The sequence below is a fragment of the Streptomyces sp. NPDC033174 genome (assembly GCF_055577795.1).
The window spans coordinates 1,346,021-1,362,265 of record NZ_JBVIPQ010000001.1; the positions used below are offsets into that span (position 1 = coordinate 1,346,021).

A 16,245-nucleotide genomic window follows, 5' to 3' on the forward strand; every position below is an offset into this window, starting at 1 on the left:
TGGGCGAGTCGGACGAAGCGTCGACCGCCCCGCAGAACGAGTTCCCGGCGACTGGCCTCGAAAGCCGCGACGCGGACTGAGGCAGGCACGTGAACGACAGCGTCCCCGAAGGCCGCAGGGTGGCTTTCGGGACGCTTCGCGTGGATCGGTCAGGGCTGGTACTCGTAGCCGATGGTGAACCGGGGTGGCAGACACCATTCCCCGTACTCGATGATCCCTTCCGCGTCCGACCATCGGTGGGCGCCGGCCAGGATCGGGGAGCCGACCGGCAGCCCCAAGGCGCTCGCCTCTCGGGCGTCAGCGGGGCGGGCGTGCATGTCGTCACGGGCGTGCGTGATCGTGCGCCCGGTGGCTTCCAGCACCCGGGCGGACAGTCCGTGATTGCGGCCCGGGGCGGTGTTCAGTAGGTCCGGTACGAGGGCGGCGAGCGGGGCCGGGTACCAGGTGACGGCGAACACGGTCCGGGTCTTGCCCCGTCCGGCCAGCCACTCGCGCCGGACCACCTGATCTCCGGCTTCCAGGTCGAAGATCTCCGCCACGTACAGCGGCGGCGTGATCAGCTCGGCGGCAGTCACCCGGCTCGTCTCGCCCTCCGCTAGGAACGACTTCACCCGCTGGACCCGGGCCAGCCGGTCCCGCGCCGACAGTGTCCAGCGTGGGTCATCGGCAACGTAGGTGCCCCGGGGCGTGGTGCGGATGAAGTTCTCCACCTGAAGGGCCTGCAAGGCACGTGAAACCGTGGCGGCTGCGGCTTGCCATTGCCCGGCGATCTCGCGGTTGGTCGGCAGCTTGGCGCCCGGCGCGAGCTCGCCCGACAGGATGCGCCCCCGGAAGTGATCTGCGATCTTCGTGAACGTCTTGGGACTGGGCATAAGGCGTGCCCCTCCGTTGAGTTGACGTGCTGTCAGGGGGAGGACACTAGTGCACTGCGAACCGTAGCGTGAGTGCTTCGGCCACTCGAATACTGAACTAGAGCACCGGCCTGTCAAGAGATCGGCCATGTGACGTTCGAAAGGTGGCGATGTGCAGTGACGGAGCCGACCAGGTACTCGACCCCGCCGGTCGAACTGCCCTTGAGTCTGGAACTGGAGCCGACGCCCGTCGAGGGCTGCGCGGGCTGTGTCGAGCTGGCCAACGTGCGTGACCGGGCCCGTGCGGTCGGCGACATGACCACCGTCAGCGATTGCAACGTCTACATGCGACGCCACCCGGAGGGCCACCAGTGAGCCCCCGAGCCGTCTACAGGCACGTCACCCACACCATCCGCCATGCACCCGAAGGCGGCATCACCTACGAGGCGTTCTGCGCCGCGCCTGACTGCGGAGCCGAATCCGGCCCACACGCCGATCAGGAAGCCGCACAGGACTGGGCTCTCCGCCACACCGGACGCACCGGTCACGACCTCTTCAGACGCGTCTTCACCGACCACGCCAAGGTCACCCGAGCCGAGTAGCACCACCACCGCCAGCCGGAACAGCACCCACACTCCACAGGCCATCGCACCAGACCAGCAGCCCAGCCAAGCGCTCGATCGACAGCCAGGGCGTACCGCCGAAGCGGGATGCGTCCAAACTTTCTCTACGTCTTCAAGGCGACCCGCTGACGCGGGTCGCGCGCGGCACGGCCGCCCACCCGGCCCGCTCTCGGCTCCGCCACCGCGGGCCGGCCAGTGACCAGGCCGCGCAGAAACACGTAGCGGAGCACCAGAAGCGCGAAGGAAGCCAGCACGGCGAACGCCAGGCCGACGGCGAGGCGACGGCGGGGAGTTGGCCGGGCGCAGGCCCAGAGGTGGGGCCGGTCGGCTCCGTGGGCTTTACCCACCTCCCCGGGCCGGGGCCCGCGTCGGGCAAGGCCAGGGGGCCACTCGTACAAATTCCGGGCAGGATCACGACCTGCCCGAGTTGCCGGGCCAGCGTACGGCCCCCTGACCACGCCCGACCCCAACCCGGGCAGGACACCGGCCAAAGCCCACTCCACCGCCCTCACGCACGTACCGTCCGACGGTAGCGCCGACGGCAACACGGGCGCACAACAGGGCACTTCCACGTACGCCTACGGATTGGCCGGAATGCACTGACCAGCGAAAATGCCGGTGACGCCCGCCCGGCGAGCACACGTACATGTGCTGGCGGGGACGGCGCCGGTCCTTGTTCACAACTGCGACCTAACAGACGATGACGCTGCACCTGGAATTGTCTTCCGGGCGCTGGCGGAGGGTGAAGACCCGGCGCTGGGCCTGACTGCGAGGGCTCCGGATGCGGTCAATGTGACTCCCCTATCGCACGTCGCCGGGAAAAGGAAGAGCCCATGGATTTCCACCACCAAGCTCCCCGGCACAGCCGCGTCAAAGTACAACCAAGGACACGGCGTTGTGGCCATTGATCTGTCCAAGATCTCTGGAAGGATCGAGGATGTCTCGGCCGGCTTCACGGGCAAGGGTCGGATTGATGTTTACGCGAGAAAGGATCAAGAAGTGTTGATCTTCCAACGCATCCCTGCCGAGGCGATTATCGGATTCTGGGGATGAAACATTCGCAACCCGAGGTCCTGGAGGCGCTCGATCTAGCCTGGGATGACGAGTCAGGCTTCTTCGGCCTGTTACGTGCTGGTGAGTTCCACCGAGAAGCAGGTGAAACTTACCTGAGACTGCTCAATTCAATTGAGATCGAAGAAGGAGAGCCCCTTCATCGGGATTTCGTGCGCCTCATTTGGTTCGCCCCCATTTTCATGGAATGGCAAATTGAGCGCGCTGTCGAGCGAGGAGCGGACAAGATAGATCTGGAGAATTTGATCGACCAGATTCGTGAACAGGTAATGGAAATCCTAGGAACGCCGTAACCGCAGGGGGTGGCTCCGCCGACTTGCGACGGGCTCATGCAGGTACCGAATCAGCCGGTCGTTCCTGGAACCTGAAATGAAACGAAGTGCGGCCGCAGGTCTACCGCTCCTGCGGCCGCTTTTCCGGAACGCTCTTCAGGGCCGTTCCGGAGCCGTGTTTCCCGAGTCCTGTGGGGGTGCCTCCCCGTCGCCCGTCGTCGCCAGGTAGCCGCCCACCCCTATCGCCGCCGCCACCGCCACCGCCGCGACGCCCAGGGTGATGCGGCGTTTGCGGACCGCGTCCGCCTTGTGGCGGGCCGAGCCGGGGCGGCGGGCGCCCGAGGGGCGGGGGGCGCGGGCGGTGCCCAGGGGGCCGCCGGAGAGTTCGTCGGGGGCCGGGACGCGCATCGAGGTGTGGGTGTCGCGGTTGGAGTCGGGGGCCGAGCCCGGGACCAGGGGGACCGCGCCGCGGCGGCGGGGTTCCGTGGGAAGGGGCGGGTACTCCGGCTCCTCGTACTGCTGGGTCGGCTCCGCGTCCGGCTCGTCGACGTCCAGGGGCGGTATCCCGGACAGCAGCGGGAGGACATCACGCAGCCGGACGGCCAGCTCCGAGGCGCGCAGCCGGGAGGCGGGGGCCTTCGCCAGGCACTGGACGATCAGCTGCCAGAGCTCCTCGGGGATACCGGGGAGCGGGACGACGGTCTCGGTGACGTGGCGGCGCAGTACGGCCCCGGGGTGGCCGCCGCCGAAGGGGGTGAAGCCGGCCAGGAGTTCGTACAGGACCGTCGCGAGGGCGTAGATGTCGACGGCGGCGCGGGGCGGCAGGCCCTCGACGATCTCGGGGGCGAGGTAGTCCGGGGTGCCGATGATCCGGGTCGCCTTGGTGCGCCGGGGGGTGTCGATGAGCTTGGCGACACCGAAGTCGGTGAGCAGCGCGGGGTGGGCGCCGCCGGGGCCGAGCGGGCCTTCCATGTCCAGCAGGATGTTCTCGGGCTTGACGTCGCGGTGGACGACGCCGGCGGCGTGCGCGGCCGCCAGGCCGTCGGCGATGTCGGCGATGATCGCGACGGCCGCCTCGGGGGCGAGGCGGCGTTCGCGGTCGAGGCGGGTGCGGAGGTCGGTTCCCCGGACCAGGTCCATGACGAGCGCCAGGTCGTTGCCGTCGACGACGAGGTCGCGGACGGCCACCACGCGCGGGTGGTCCAGGCCCAGCAGGGCGGTGCGCTCCTGGACGAAGCGGCCGACGAGCTCCTGGTCGGAGGCCAGGTCCTCGCGCAGCAGCTTGATGGCGACGGGGCCCTCGGGCCCCTCGCCGAGCCACACCGTGCCGGCGCTGCCCCGCCCGAGGATCTGGTGGGCGGTGTACCGGCTGCCGATTTTCCGTGCCAAGACTGCTCCCTCAGCGGCTGGCGTTCGCGACAAAGTTACGCGGCATCAGGCGCTGGTCGTCACTTCCGAAGGGAAATCACCCCTCGGAAGTCGATAAATCGGCAGGGTTACTGCCCCGTACCGCCGGTATCCCCCGTGGTCGCCCCCGGATCGGAGCCGCTGAGCTCGGAGATCCAGCCGGTCACCTTCGAGATGCCGTCGCCGATGGCCTCCCAGTAGCTCTTGCCCTGGGCGATCCAGTCCTGGAGCGGTGTGAGCTCCCAGATGAGCCAGCCGGCCACGACGAACAGCACGATGGTGAACAGACAACCCTTGAGGCAGCCCAGGCCCGGGATCCTCATCGGGTTGGCGCTGCGCTGGCGGGGCTCGCGTGGCGGGCGCTGCTGAGGCGGCTGCTGGGGCGGCGCGTACTGCTGCTGCTGGGGCTGAGGGGCGTACCGCTGCTGGGGCTGAGGCGGGGGAACGTACTGCTGCCGCTGCGGCGGCTGGGCGTACGGCGGCGGCTGCTGCGGCCTCTGCTGCGACTGCGGGGGCCGCTGGGGCTGCTGGGGCTGACGCTGGGGGCGTCGGCGCAGCGGGTCCTGGCTCGGGTCGAGGTACTGGACCTGCGTCTGCTCGTTGCGGTCGCGGGCCGCGCGCAGCTGGCTCTGCCAGGGGTGCGGCTCCTCGGGCTGCGGCGGACCGTCCGCATGCGGGGGTACGGGCGGCATCACGGCGGTAGCGTCGGCGCCCGCACCGGCGGCGGCACCGGCCGCCGGGAGGAAGCTGGTCGCGGCGCCGGGGTCGTACTGGGGCGCGTTGCTGGGGAGCACCTGCGTCGGGTCGGCCGCGCCGGGGGTCTGCGGGACGGACGCGGGCGCCGGGTCGGGCGCGAGCAGCGCACCGACGCCGTCGGCGGCCTCGATCTGGGCGGGCGAGGAGTGGACGCCGATGCCGGCGGCGACCGTCCGCAGGCCACGGGCCAGGTTCTCGGCGCTGGGGCGGTGGTCCGGGTTCTTGCTCAGGCAGCGCTCGATGACCGTCCACAGCGGGCCGGGGACGGTGGAGGGCCGGCGCGGCTCCTCACTGAGGTGGCGGTGCAGGACTTCGAGGGCCGTGCCGCCCGCGAACGGGGGCCGGCCGGTGACGAGCTCGTACAGCAGGATGCCCGCGCCGTAGATGTCGACGGCGGAGGTCTGCGGGCGGCCCTCGGCGGACTCCGGGGCGACGTACGCGGGCGTGCCGACGAATTCGTGCGTACGGGTCAGGCCCGGGGAGTCGGCGAGGCGCGCGATGCCGAAGTCGGTGAGCATCGGGTGCATCCGGCCGTCGAGCTCGGCGAGCAGGACATTGGCCGGCTTGAGGTCGCGGTGGACGACGCCGTCGGCGTGGCTGGCGGCCAGCGCGTCGGCGATCTGGGCCGTCAGGAGCGCGGCGGCGACCGGGGTGAGCGGCCCGTTCTCGCGGATGTAGCGGTGCAGGTCGGGGCCGTCGACCAGGTCCATGACGAGGGCGAGGACATCGCCCTCCACGACCAGGTCGCGGGTCCGCACGATGTTGGGATGGGTGAGGCGGAGCAGCACGGAACGCTCGCGCAGGAAGCGCATCACGATGTCCGCGTCGTTCGCCAGTTCCTCCTTCAGAACCTTGATCGCCACGGTCTCGCCGGGCTGGCCGGGAACGGCCGCCTCGGCGCCCGCCGTCTCCCGCTGGCGGGCTCGCCAGACGGTGCCCGTGGCGCCGCGTCCGAGCGGCTCCTCGAGCAGGTACTTGCTGCCGATTGGCCGCACGTCACGCGCTCCCTGCTGATGGTGGTCCTGAGGAGGTCCGGGTCTGAGGTCCGGGTCTGAGGTCCGTCTGAGGTCCTGTCCCTTGTTCTGTGACCCGCCCGGGTGGTCCGATCTACTTTAGTGCCGCCGAACGGGTCACCGACCGAGTCACGGACGGTCACCTCCTGTCCGGAAACGAGCTCCTTTTGTCCGAAAACAAGACGCGACCAACGCTGAGATGGTTGCCACACCTGATCTGAAGGAGCGACCAACCAGGCACTTTTAGGTCGACAGCCGACCATTCAAGATCACTTACAGGTGGGTCCCGGGCGTGTTGTCAGTGGCAGGTGCGAGGATGCCTCCAGCACGTCGCGTCGTGGGGGCGGGAGCCTCACGATCCGTGCCGACCTGTACCGGACGACGCGTCCGTGCCGGGTGGGGGGCGATCCAGGGCGGTCCCCTGCCGGGCACCCCGCGCAGAAGGGACCGCTGACGGCGATGCAGATCCGGCTGACCGTCCTCGCGCCGCAGAGCGGCCATTCCGCGGCGCGCGCCTGCGATGTGCTCGTCACCGCCCCCGCCGGCACCCCCCTCGCCGCGGTCGCCTCCGGGCTCGCCGCCGCCGTCTCCGGGCCCGACACCTCCGGCGCGATCGTGCTGTACGCGGGCCGGGAGCGGCTCGACGCGCAGCGCTGCGCGCTCGGTGAGCCCCCGCTGATCGACGGCGCGGTGCTCTCCCTCCAGATCCCCGGCGACGACGACAGCCCCGGCGAGGGCGCCGCGGCCCGGCTCCATGTGGTCGCCGGGCCGGACGCGGGCGGGGTCCATCTGCTGCACGGCGGCCAGATCCGGGTCGGCCGCTCCGCCGACGCGGACGTGCCCCTCGACGATCCGGACGTCTCCCGGCTGCACTGCGCGGTGACGGTCTCGGACGACGGGCGGGTCACGGTCGCCGACCTCGGCTCCACGAACGGCACGAGGCTGGACGGCGCGGACGTGGGCGCGCGCCCGGTCCGGCTGTCTCCGGGCGCTCTGCTGCGCGTCGGCGAGTCGGCGCTGCGGCTGGCGGACCCCGGCGGCTGCGGCTCGGACTCCCTGACGACGACCCCGGACGGCGAGGGCCATCTGCGGGTGGACCGGCCTGCCGCGTCGCCGACCGGGACGCCGTCGCCCGCGTACGGCACGCGCGCGGGCGACACCCGGGACGGCGCAAGCGACGGCGTACGAGACGGAGTGCGGGGTGGTCCGGAGCACGGCGGGCGGGACGTGCTGGCTCACGGGGGCGCCCGGGCCGGGGCGCCCACCGGCGCTCCGTCCGGCTTCGCGGGCCACGGCCCGTCCAGCGGCCACGCCAATCGGTACGGCTCCGAAGCCCGTGACACCGCGAGTGGTCGCAGCAGCGAGTCGTACCGCACCGACCCGGGGGCCGACGGCGATCCGCACGGCTCCGGTCCCTGGGGGATCGGCGCGGCCCGTGGCGCCGAGGCGGGTGCCGGTGACCCGCGCGGGCACGCGCGGGCCGGGGAGTACGACGACGGGGACGAGAGCGAAGCCCACAGCCGGACCCGGACGAGCCGCCGCCAGGGGACGCCCGCACGCGGAACCGTGATTCCCGAGGGCGCCGCCCGCAAGCGCGGCATAGGTGCCTGGGCGCGACGCCTCGCCGGGAGCCGCGCGGACCTTCCGTCCGCGCGGGACGCCGACGGGCCTCGCACCCCGGGCGACCGGGGCACGGCCCAGGCACCCGCCCCCGAGAGCTGGCCGGACCCGGCCGCCGTGCTGCTCACCGCGCTCGGCCCGGGCCCCCGGCTCTGGGAGCGCGGCCCCGGACACCCCGAGGCTCTGGTGGTACGGCTCGGTACGGCGGACCGCGCCGATCTGCCCGCCGTCCCGGTCACCGTCGGCCTGCGGGAGGCGGGATCGCTCGGACTCGCGGGGCCCGGCGACCGGCTGCGCGGGCTCACCCGGTCCGTCGTGGCCCAGCTCGCGGCGCTGCACGCACCGGAGGACCTGGAGATCGTGCTGATCAGTGCGGACCGGACGCGTCCGGCGGCCGAACGGCGCCGCGCGTGGTCCTGGCTCGGCTGGCTGCCGCACATGCGGCCCGCGCACGGCCAGGACTGCCGGCTGCTCCTCGCGTACGACCGCGAGCAGGCCCTCGCCCGTACGGCCGAGCTGACGCGTCGGCTGGACGACGGCCCCCTGGGGCCCGGCTGGCCGAGCGCGGACCGCGCGGCGGTCGCCGAGGCCGCGGCGCGGTTCGACGGGACGTACACGGTCGTGATCGTGGACGGCGACCCCGGTTCGGCGGCGCTGCGGGAGACGACAGCCCGGCTCGCCGGAGCGGGAGCGGCCGCCGGTATCCACCTGATCTGTCTGGCCGAGGCCCCCGCGGCCTCGCCCGAGTCACCGGTCGCGGCGACCTATGAGACCGCGTGCGCCCAGTCGCTCGCCTTCCGCGAGTGCGGGGCCGTCGCGCTGCTGAGCGGTGACGTGGCGACGGCGCTGCGGCTGATGCGCACGGCGGGCGGCCGTCCCGCCGGACACGGCACGGTCGCCACCGTGGACGCGGTGTCCCTCGCCTGGGCGGAGCGGTTCGGGCGGGCGCTGGCCCCGCTGCGTACGGAAGGTGCGGTGCCGAGCGGCCGGGTGGCCGCGGCGGTGGCACTGCCCCCGTCGGCGCGGCTCCTGGACGAATTGGGCCTCGCCCGGGCCACACCTGCCTCCCTGATGGCCCGTTGGGCGTCGGCCGTGGACGGGACGCTGGTGCTGGGCGCCGGTCCGCGCGGTCCGGTCGCCGTCGACCTGACCGACGAGGGGCCTCATCTGCTGATCGAGGGACCGGCGGGCAGTGGGCGGACCGAGCTGCTGCGCTCCATCGCCGCCTCGCTGGCCGCCGGGGGCCGCCCCGACCGGCTCGGGCTGCTCCTGGTGGACGGCGCGGGCGGCGAACGCGGCGACGGCCTGGCGCCGTGCACCGAGCTGCCGCATGTCGTCGAGCACGTCGTCGCCTGCGATCCGGTCCGGATGAGGGAGTTCGCCCAGGCGTTGGGCGCCGAGCTGAAGCGCCGCGCCGAACTGCTGGGCAGCGAGGACTTCGCGACCTGGCACACCCGGCGCGAGCTGTCGGAACGGATGGTGGGCCCGCGCACGCCGAGCGGGTCGGAGCAGCGGACGGACCGCACGGCCCGGGCCGCCGAGGAGGTGTACGGCGCGTACGCCTCCGAGGGCGGCCACCCCGGCCAGCCCGGCCCCGGCGAGCGTGGTGATCTGGACTCCCCGTCCAGCGGGACCCTCCGCCTGCGCCCGTCCGCCTCGGCGGCCGCTCGTACGGCCCGCGACTCCCGCGATCAGCCCGCCCACCCCGAGGAGTCCCCGCTCCTGCCCCGTCTGGTCGTCCTCGTCGACGACTTCGACGCCCTGGTCGCCCCGGCGCTCGGCTCCACCGGCCGGCCCGCAGCGGGTTCGGTCGTACGAGCTCTGGAGGCCGTGGCCCGGGGCGGAGAGCGCCTCGGGGTGCATCTGATCGCGACCTCGGCGCGCCCGGACCGTACGGCGGACACCGAGCTGGCCCACGGCGCCCGGCTGCGCGTGGTGCTCGATCCCGCTCCGCCCGTCGGCGGTCCCGACGACCAGGCGCCCGGCCGGGGCAGGCTCGGCCACCCGGACGGCCGAGTGACCCCCTTCCAGGCCGGCCGGGTCACCGGCCGCATCCCCCGCACGGCGACGCTGCGGCCCACGGTCGTCCCGCTGGAGTGGGAGCGGATGGGTGATCCGCCGACCCGCAGACCCGTACGCGAACTGGGCAACGGGCCCACGGATCTCGCGCTCCTGGCCAGCGCGCTGGAGCGGGCCGCCCGCTCGGTCGACGCCATACCCCTGCCGCCCCTGACCGGCGCCACGACCAGCCGCTGAGGGCGCGTCAGGCACCCTGGGGGCACGTCACGACCCCATCACGATGGCGTAGTTGACACCGAAGGCGCTATTGCGACGCCCGGGGACCGGGCGTAGACCTGTCGGCACGGGACGAAATGAGCAGGCGCGGGAAGAGACGGGGCATCGATGCGCACAACTCTTCGTACACGCAGGGCCGCAGTGGCGATCACCGCAGTCACCTCACTCGCACTGGCGCTCGCCGGCTGCGGCGACGACGGCAAGGAATCGGAAGCCGGGCCGGGCGACGCCGAGACCAGCGCGCCGACGCTGCGGCTGCCGCAGCTCAAGGGCGAGAAGATCCAGGTGGCCGCGGTGTGGACCGGCCCCGAGCAGGAGAACTTCACCAAGGTCCTGAAGGAGTTCGAGAAGCGCACGGGGGCCACGGTCACCTTTGTGCCGGCCCAGGACCCGATCGTGAACTTCCTCGGCACGAAGATCGCGGGCGGCAGCCCGCCGGATGTCGCGATGCTCCCCCAGGTGGGTGCGATCCAGCAGGCCGTGGCCCGCAAGTGGATCAAGCCGGTCGGGCCCGAGGCCAAGGCCCAGCTGGCCAAGAACTACGCCAAGGGCTGGCAGGATCTCGGCGCGGTCGACGGCACGCAGTACGGCGTGTACTTCAAGGCCGCCAACAAGTCCCTGATCTGGTACAACAACGCCGTCTTCGAGAATGCCGGCGCGAGTGAGCCGAAGACCTGGAAGGACTTCCTGGCGACGGCCGAGACGATTTCGGCGTCCGGGGTCACCCCGGTCTCGATCGGCGGCGCGGACGGCTGGACGCTCACCGACTGGTTCGAGAACATCTACCTCTCCCAGGCCGGGCCGGAGAAGTACGACCAGCTCGCCAAGCATGAGATCAAGTGGACCGACCCGTCGGTGAAGCAGGCCCTGACCACGCTCGGCGAGCTCTTCGGAAAGCCGAATCTGATCGCGGGCGGGGCGAACGGCGCGCTGCAGACGGAGTTCCCCGCCTCCGTCACCCAGACCTTCACCGGGGGTGACCAGCCCAAGGGTGCGATGGTCTTCGAGGGCGACTTCGCCGCGATCAACATCGCGCAGACCCCGGCCAAGATCGGCAAGGACGCGAAGGTCTTCCCGTTCCCGGCGGTCGGCGGCGAGGCGCCGGTGGTGACCGGTGGCGACGCGGCCGTGGCGCTGAAGGACACCAAGGGGGCCCAGGCCCTGCTGACGTTCCTGGCCTCGGCCGACGCCGCGAAGATCTGGGCGGCGGCAGGCGGCTTCCTCTCCCCGAACAAGTCCCTGGACCTCGCCGCGTACCCCAATGACGTCCAGCGGGAGATCGCCAAGTCCCTGATCGACGCGGGGGACGACTTCCGGTTCGACATGTCGGACCAGATGCCTCAGTCGTTCGGCGGTACCCCCGGCAAGGGTGAGTGGAAGGCCCTGCAGGACTTCCTGAAGAACCCCAAGGACATCGCGGGCACCCAGCAGCGACTGGAGGCCGACGCGGCCAAGGCGTACAAGAGCTGACGCCGTGGTCACCCCCTCGGCACAGGGTGGTACGACCCCGGGAACGATTCCGCCGGCCGGCGCCCCCGTCCGCACCCACGCCAAGAGCGTGACAGGCACCCGCAAGACCATCGCGGTCGGTTTCCTGCTGCCCGCGCTGGTCCTGCTGGGCGCGCTCGTCGTCTACCCGATCGGGTATTCGATCTACCGCTCGTTCTTCGACCAGGAGGGCGGTTCCTTCGCCGGTCTCGGCAACTACGTCGAGATCTTCACCGACGACACCATCTTCACCGCCGTCAAGAACAACGCCGTCTGGGTGGTGTTCGCGCCGACCGTCACCACCGCCCTCGGCCTGATATTCGCCGTTCTCACCGAACGGGTCCGATGGGGAACGGCGTTCAAACTGCTCGTCTTCATGCCGATGGCGATCTCGATGCTCGCCGCCGGCATCATCTTCCGGCTGGTGTACGAGCAGGATCCGGAGCGGGGGGTCGCCAACGCCGTCTGGGTGGGCGTGCACGACACGTTCGCCGAGTCGGCCGGATATCCCAAGGCGCGCCCGCTGCCGGTGCACCCGCTGAAGGCGGCGGGCGGTGGCGCGTTCATCACCAAGGAGCCGGTACGGGCGGGAACCCCCGTACAGCTGCCGCTCGTCGGGGTCCCGCCGGCGAAGATGCCCGGCGACGCCCGGCCCGCCAAGGTCCCCGCCGCGTCACCGGACGGCATCAACGGCACCGCCTGGCTGGACTTCACCAAGGGCGGCGGAGGCAGGCCCAACGTCGTCGACGCCAAGGAGCTTGGACTCAAGGGCCTCACGGTCGAGGCGGTCAAGGACGGCAAGGTGGTCGCCTCCACCAAGGCGGCCGCGGACGGCACGTTCACCCTTCCACCAGCGGCCGACGGAGCTCTGCTCCGGTTGCCCGAGAGCAACTTCAGGGAGCAGTACAACGGCGTCAACTGGCTCGGGCCGTCCCTGGTCACCCCCGCGGTGATCGGCAGTTACGTGTGGATGTGGGCCGGATTCGCGATGGTGCTGATCGCGGCGGGCCTGGCGAGCGTGCCGCGCGAACTGATGGAGGCGGCCCGGGTCGACGGGGCGAACGAGTGGCAGGTCTTCCGCCGGATCACGGTCCCCCTCCTGGCGCCGGTGCTCGCGGTGGTCCTCGTCACCCTGATGATCAACGTGCTGAAGATCTTCGACCTGGTCTTCATCATCGCCCCGGGCTCGGCGCAGGACGACGCCAACGTCCTGGCGCTCCAGCTGTACCGCTCGTCGTTCGGCACGGACGCGGACTTGGGCGTCGGCAGCGCCATCGCCGTTCTCCTGCTCCTGCTGGTGATCCCGGTGATGCTCTTCAACATCCGCAGGATGCGCAAGGAGGCCGGTCGATGAGCGAGGTGTCGAAGACGGGCAGCCGCGGTCTGGGTCCGCGTCTCGCCGCCCGTACCGCCGGCGGCGCCGTGCGTGTCTTCCTGATCCTGGTCGGGCTGTTCTGGCTGCTGCCGACGATCGGCCTGCTGCTCTCGTCGCTGCGCGACCCCGCCGACATCAGCTCCGGCGGCTGGTGGCAGGTGTTCACGGAGCCCGCCCAGCTGACCACGCGGAACTACGCCAACATCCTCTCCAACGACACGATCACCGACTCACTGCTCTCCACGGTCCTGATCACCGTCCCGGCGACCGTGCTGGTGGTGGTGATCGGCTCGCTCGCCGGTTACGCCTTCGCCTGGATGGAGTTTCCGGGCCGGGACTGGTGGTTCCTGGTGGTGGTCGGCCTGCTGGTGGTCCCGGTCCAGGTGGCGCTCGTGCCGGTCTCGAAGCTCTTCGGTGAGATCGGCATCTTCGAGACGACGCTCGGCGTGGTGCTGTTCCATGTGGCGTTCGGCCTGCCGTTCGCCATCTTCCTGCTGCGGAACTTCTTCGCGGAGATTCCGCGGGAGCTGCTGGAGGCGGCGCGGCTCGACGGGGCGGGCGAGATCCTGCTGTTCACGCGGGTCGTGATGCCGCTCGGCGGGCCGGCCATCGCCTCGCTCGGGATCTTCCAGTTCCTGTGGGTGTGGAACGACATGCTCGTCGCCCTGATCTTCGCGGACTCGGAGTCGCCGCCGATCACGGTGGCGCTCCAGCAGCAGGTCCGGCAGTTCGGCAACAACATCGACGTACTGGCGCCGGGCGCGTTCGTCTCGATGGTGATCCCGCTGGCCGTGTTCTTCGCGTTCCAGCGCCAGTTCGTGTCCGGCGTGATGGCGGGCGCGGTGAAGTAGCGGCAAGCGCGTCGGGCCGATCGGACACCGGAAGTGGGGCCGGGCTAAGCGGTGAGCGCCGCCACCGCCGCCCGCGCCAGGTCGTCCAGATACCCCTCGGGCAGATCGGTCCGGACCACGACGAGGCGCCAGTAGAGCGGGCCCACGACCAGGTCGAGCGCGCGGTCCGGGTCCACGCCGGCCGGCAGGTCGCCCCGGCTCACGGCGTCGCGGACGACCTGGGCCACCACGCCCTGCTGGCTGTCCAGCAGTGCGGCCTTGATCGCATCCGAGATCTCGGGGTGCCTGGCCGCCTCCACCAGGAGGTCAGGGATGACCTGTGAGGCGACCGGATGGCGCAGCGCGTGCGAGGCAACTTCGAGCAGGGCGCGCACATCCCCGTACAGCGAGCCGGTCGCCGGGGCGGGCAGACCCTGTGCCGCGAAGGCGCCGACCAGGTCGAGTACGAGAGAGAGCTTGGACTTCCAGCGCCGGTAGACGGCGGTCTTGCCGACGCCCGCGCGCCGGGCGATGCCCTCGATGGACATCCGGGCGAAGCCGACCGCGGCCAGCTCGTCGAACACGGCCGCGCGGATCGCATCGGTGACGTCCTCCCGGAGCACGGCGGCTCCCGCGGGGGCGCGGCGTGGTGTTCCGGTGGGCTCTGGGGTCATGGTCAGGATGATAGCCAAGGCACACGTGACGACGAGACGGTTGCGTTCCGACGTCGAGGGGTCCTAGTCTCACCGTAGCGACGATACGGTCCCGTTCCATCGTCGAGCGCGGTGATGCTCCGCGCCTCCCCACTCGTCGGAAGTGAGCACTGTGCCTGCTGTGGCCACTGAGACCGCCTCGTCCCACCGCGGGAGGCCCCGCTCGTCACGCCGCCGCGCGGCTCCCCCGGGCCCGGCGCGACCCGTGGCCGCCGCCGGCGCCTGCCTGAGCGCCTCCGAGAGCGAGAACCTGCGCCTCCTTGCCCTGCGGCACGGGCTCACCGTCAGTGGCGCCCGCCCGCCCCTCCCCCAGTACGTCCGGCAGCTCTGGTCCCGCCGCCACTTCATCACCGCGTTCGCGACCGCCCGGCTCACCGCCCAGTACAGCCAGGCGAAGCTCGGCCAGGTCTGGCAGGTGATGACCCCCCTGCTCAACGCGGCCGTCTACTACGTCATCTTCGGCGTCCTGATGGACAACAAGCGGAGCATCCCGGACTACATCCCGTTCCTGGTCACCGGCGTCTTCATCTGGACCTTCACCTCTCAGTCGATCATGACCGGTACACGCGCCATCAGCGGCAACATCGGTCTCGTCCGCGCCCTGCACTTCCCGCGCGCGTCGCTTCCGATCGCCCTGGCCCTGCAACAGCTCCAGCAGCTGGTGTTCTCGCTCGGCGCGCTGGCGGTGATCCTCTTCGCCTTCGGCGAGTACCCCACCTGGTCATGGCTGCTGGCCGTCCCCGCTCTGGCCCTGCAGGCGCTGTTCAACACCGGTGTCTCGATGGTCATGGCCCGGGTCGCGGCCCGCACACCCGACATCGCGCAGCTGATGCCTTTCCTGCTGCGCACCTGGATGTACGTCTCCGGCGTGATGTGGAGCATCCAGCACCTGGAGGCGACCAGTCGTCTGCCGCACGCGCTGCTGCGGGTCCTGGAGTGCAATCCGGCGTCCGTCTACATCGATCTCACCCGCTTCGCTCTCGTCGAGAGCTTCACCTCCGCGCAGCTTCCGCCGCATGCGTGGGCCCTGGCCGCGGGCTGGGCGCTGCTCGCCTCCCTGGGCGGCTTCATCTACTTCTGGCGGGCAGAGGAGACGTACGGCCGTGGCTGACCCGAACGCGGAGGGCCCCGAGCCCACTCCGACCGTCGTCGTCGACGGCGTCCACATCACCTACACGGTCCAGGGGGGCCACCGGGGCAAGGGCTCCGCCACCGCCGCCCTCAGCCGGATCGCGTCCCGCCGGGCGACCCCCGGTGTCCGCAAGGTGCACGCCGTCAAGGGCGTCAGTTTCACGGCGTACAGGGGCGAGGCGATCGGCCTGATCGGCTCCAACGGCTCGGGCAAGTCGACCCTCCTCAAGGCGATCGCGGGCCTGCTGCCGACGGACCGGGGCCGGATCTACACCCAGGGCCAGCCCTCACTCCTGGGCGTGAACGCGGCGCTGATGAGCGACCTGACCGGCGAGCGCAATGTCGTCCTGGGCGGCCTCGCGATGGGCATGTCCCGCGAACAGATCAAGGACCGCTACCAGCAGATCGTGGACTTCTCGGGGATCAACGAGAAAGGCGACTTCATCTCGCTGCCGATGCGGACCTACTCCTCCGGCATGGGCGCCCGGCTGCGGTTCTCCATCGCCGCCGCCAAGACCCATGACGTGCTGCTGATCGACGAGGCCCTGTCCACGGGGGACGCGAAGTTCCGCCGCCGGAGCCAGGAGCGGATCAACGAGCTGCGCTCCCACGCGGGCACGGTCTTCCTGGTCAGCCACAGTAATTCGACCATCACCGAGACCTGCGACCGGGCGATCTGGCTGGAGGCCGGGAGCGTGCGGAGGGACGGACCGGCGAAGGACGTCGTCGCGGCCTACGAGGCGTTCACCCGAAGGGGTGGGTTGAAAGAGATACATACGGAATAAAAGTGATCAAAGGTG

Annotated in this window: 14 protein-coding genes; 10 read left to right on the forward strand and 4 right to left on the reverse strand. The window is 71.2% G+C overall.

The genetic code is table 11. The features are described from left to right. Window positions 1-149: 149 nt before the first annotated feature. On the reverse strand, window positions 150-872 hold the full coding sequence (locus tag ACZ5VC_RS06085; RefSeq protein ID WP_469118851.1) for a GntR family transcriptional regulator: 723 nt from the start codon (window positions 870-872) through the stop codon (window positions 150-152). A 156-nt stretch (window positions 873-1,028) separates the two neighbouring features. On the opposite strand from ACZ5VC_RS06085, the gene ACZ5VC_RS06090 reads away from it, so the two are divergent. From ACZ5VC_RS06090 to ACZ5VC_RS06105, 4 genes are all read left to right on the forward strand, one after another. Continuing rightward, window positions 1,029-1,226, forward strand: a complete 198-nt coding sequence (locus ACZ5VC_RS06090; protein ID WP_469118852.1) for a hypothetical protein — start codon at window positions 1,029-1,031, stop codon at window positions 1,224-1,226. Beyond that, a complete protein-coding gene (locus ACZ5VC_RS06095; protein ID WP_469118853.1) occupies window positions 1,223-1,453 on the forward strand; it encodes a DUF7848 domain-containing protein in 231 nt (76 codons plus the stop codon). The genes ACZ5VC_RS06090 and ACZ5VC_RS06095 overlap by 4 nt, the downstream gene beginning before the upstream one ends. Window positions 1,454-2,086: 633 nt before the next feature. Further along, a complete protein-coding gene (locus ACZ5VC_RS06100; protein ID WP_469118854.1) occupies window positions 2,087-2,527 on the forward strand; it encodes a DUF7587 domain-containing protein in 441 nt (146 codons plus the stop codon). Then, on the forward strand, window positions 2,524-2,838 hold the full coding sequence (locus ACZ5VC_RS06105; RefSeq protein ID WP_469118855.1) for a hypothetical protein: 315 nt from the start codon (window positions 2,524-2,526) through the stop codon (window positions 2,836-2,838). Before ACZ5VC_RS06100 ends, ACZ5VC_RS06105 begins: the two co-directional genes overlap by 4 nt. A 135-nt stretch (window positions 2,839-2,973) precedes the next feature. On the opposite strand, the gene ACZ5VC_RS06110 is transcribed toward ACZ5VC_RS06105, so the two are convergent. Further along, entirely contained in the window at window positions 2,974-4,206 is a 1,233-nt protein-coding gene (locus ACZ5VC_RS06110) for a serine/threonine-protein kinase (RefSeq protein ID WP_469118856.1), read from the reverse strand. A 107-nt stretch (window positions 4,207-4,313) separates the two neighbouring features. Then, a complete protein-coding gene (locus ACZ5VC_RS06115; RefSeq protein ID WP_469118857.1) occupies window positions 4,314-5,975 on the reverse strand; it encodes a serine/threonine-protein kinase in 1,662 nt (553 codons plus the stop codon). 477 nt (window positions 5,976-6,452) lie between these two features. On the opposite strand from ACZ5VC_RS06115, the gene ACZ5VC_RS06120 reads away from it, so the two are divergent. From ACZ5VC_RS06120 to ACZ5VC_RS06135, 4 genes are all read left to right on the forward strand, one after another. After that, entirely contained in the window at window positions 6,453-9,869 is a 3,417-nt protein-coding gene (locus ACZ5VC_RS06120; protein ID WP_469118858.1) for an FHA domain-containing protein, read from the forward strand. 147 nt (window positions 9,870-10,016) lie between these two features. Next, a complete protein-coding gene (locus ACZ5VC_RS06125) occupies window positions 10,017-11,378 on the forward strand; it encodes an ABC transporter substrate-binding protein (RefSeq protein WP_469118859.1) in 1,362 nt (453 codons plus the stop codon). Between the two features lie 46 nt (window positions 11,379-11,424). Further along, window positions 11,425-12,750, forward strand: a complete 1,326-nt coding sequence (locus ACZ5VC_RS06130) for a carbohydrate ABC transporter permease (protein ID WP_469118952.1) — start codon at window positions 11,425-11,427, stop codon at window positions 12,748-12,750. Then, window positions 12,747-13,622 (forward strand): carbohydrate ABC transporter permease, encoded by an 876-nt coding sequence (locus ACZ5VC_RS06135; RefSeq protein WP_469118860.1) that lies wholly within the window; start codon window positions 12,747-12,749, stop codon window positions 13,620-13,622. The genes ACZ5VC_RS06130 and ACZ5VC_RS06135 overlap by 4 nt, the downstream gene beginning before the upstream one ends. 44 nt (window positions 13,623-13,666) lie before the next feature. On the opposite strand, the gene ACZ5VC_RS06140 is transcribed toward ACZ5VC_RS06135, so the two are convergent. After that, window positions 13,667-14,275, reverse strand: coding sequence for a TetR/AcrR family transcriptional regulator (locus ACZ5VC_RS06140; protein WP_469118861.1), 609 nt, complete (start codon window positions 14,273-14,275; stop codon window positions 13,667-13,669). Between the two features lie 244 nt (window positions 14,276-14,519). Here ACZ5VC_RS06140 and ACZ5VC_RS06145 point away from each other — a divergent pair, with 244 nt between their 5' ends. Both ACZ5VC_RS06145 and ACZ5VC_RS06150 read left to right on the forward strand, forming a co-directional pair. Further along, window positions 14,520-15,425, forward strand: coding sequence for an ABC transporter permease (locus ACZ5VC_RS06145; protein ID WP_469118953.1), 906 nt, complete (start codon window positions 14,520-14,522; stop codon window positions 15,423-15,425). After that, entirely contained in the window at window positions 15,418-16,230 is an 813-nt protein-coding gene (locus ACZ5VC_RS06150) for an ABC transporter ATP-binding protein (protein ID WP_469118862.1), read from the forward strand. The genes ACZ5VC_RS06145 and ACZ5VC_RS06150 overlap by 8 nt, the downstream gene beginning before the upstream one ends. Window positions 16,231-16,245: the final 15 nt, after the last annotated feature.

Excerpts from the sequence above, each read along its gene's own strand:
- ACZ5VC_RS06085 (WP_469118851.1), bottom strand. The coding sequence starts at position 872 with ATGCCCAGTCCCAAGACGTTCACGAAGATCGCAGATCACTTCCGGGGG.
- ACZ5VC_RS06100 (WP_469118854.1), top strand. The coding sequence starts at position 2,087 with ATGCCGGTGACGCCCGCCCGGCGAGCACACGTACATGTGCTGGCGGGG.
- ACZ5VC_RS06105 (WP_469118855.1), top strand. The coding sequence starts at position 2,524 with ATGAAACATTCGCAACCCGAGGTCCTGGAGGCGCTCGATCTAGCCTGG.
- ACZ5VC_RS06120 (WP_469118858.1), top strand. The coding sequence starts at position 6,453 with ATGCAGATCCGGCTGACCGTCCTCGCGCCGCAGAGCGGCCATTCCGCG.
- ACZ5VC_RS06125 (WP_469118859.1), top strand. The coding sequence starts at position 10,017 with ATGCGCACAACTCTTCGTACACGCAGGGCCGCAGTGGCGATCACCGCA.
- ACZ5VC_RS06135 (WP_469118860.1), top strand. The coding sequence starts at position 12,747 with ATGAGCGAGGTGTCGAAGACGGGCAGCCGCGGTCTGGGTCCGCGTCTC.
- ACZ5VC_RS06140 (WP_469118861.1), bottom strand. The coding sequence starts at position 14,275 with ATGACCCCAGAGCCCACCGGAACACCACGCCGCGCCCCCGCGGGAGCC.